The following is a 1,041-nucleotide window of genomic DNA, read 5'->3' as shown; positions in this document are numbered from 1 at the left end:
AATGCCAAACATGTAAAAAATGTACCTGGGAGAAAAACAGATGTAAAGGATGCGGAATGGTTGGCCAAATTGTTACGCAGTGGATTAATCGAGAGTAACTTTGTCCCATCAGTAGAAATTCGAGATTTACGAGATTTGACACGTTATCGAAAAAAATTGATCCAATGCCGTACTGCCGAGCAGAATCGTATCCATAAGATTCTACAAGACGCGAACATCAAACTTACATCTGTTCTATCCAACATTTTTGGTTTGTCAGGTCGTCGTATATTGGAAGCAATGATCAATGGAGAAAAAATAGAAGAACCAGCGCTTCAAAAAATGATTGATCGCAGAACGAAGGCAAGTCTTCATGAAATAGCAAGTGCTATCAACGGTCGAATCCGTGGACATCATCGGGACATGTTGCGATTTCATTGGGATCATATGATGTATATAGAAAACATGCTCGAAGAGCTGGAAAAACAAATCGACGACTGTCTGACACCATATCGGGATGAAGTAGAACTATTGATAACAATCCCAGGTGTGAGCGAAAAAAGTGCAGGCACCTTTATTGCCGAGATGGGAGTCGATATGTCAGTTTTCAAATCTGCGAAGCATCTAGCATCATGGGCTGGTGTAAGTCCTGGTAATAATGAAAGTGCAGGGAAAAAAAAGACTAGTAGAACTACAAAAGGGAACAAGGCATTAAAAACAATGGCGGTGGAATGTGTCCTTGCAACCTCTAGACAGGATAATCGAATATCTGCCCACCGAAAAAGAATTACAAAACGGCAGGGAAAGAAAAAAGGACAAATGGCTTCTGCCCATCTACTTTTGACCATTGTATACACCATGTTAAAAACAAGAGAACCTTACCAGGAACTTGGAACAGATTACATGAATCATCAGCGTAAAGAGCGGGATTTAAAAATGATTGAATATTTAAAAAAGAAGGGATATACTGTTTCGCCTACAGATCAAGAAGTTGCTTAAATAATGGTGCATTCTAGAAGGTACATAGTGAAGCCCTTCAAAAAAATTAAATATTGAAGGGTT

At 39.2% G+C, this 1,041-nt stretch carries 1 protein-coding gene; it reads left to right on the top strand.

The features are described from left to right. Positions 1–978 (top strand): IS110 family transposase (locus B371_RS20920; RefSeq protein ID WP_019412371.1); only part of this gene is annotated, 978 nt, incomplete at its 5' end. Positions 979–1,041: the final 63 nt, after the last annotated feature.

It is taken from the genome of Paenisporosarcina sp. TG20 (assembly GCF_000286315.1).
Classification (GTDB): Bacteria; Bacillota; Bacilli; order Bacillales_A; family Planococcaceae; genus Paenisporosarcina.
Note: the sequence above shows the minus strand (reverse complement) of the source record. Positions and strands in the feature narration are given on the sequence as shown.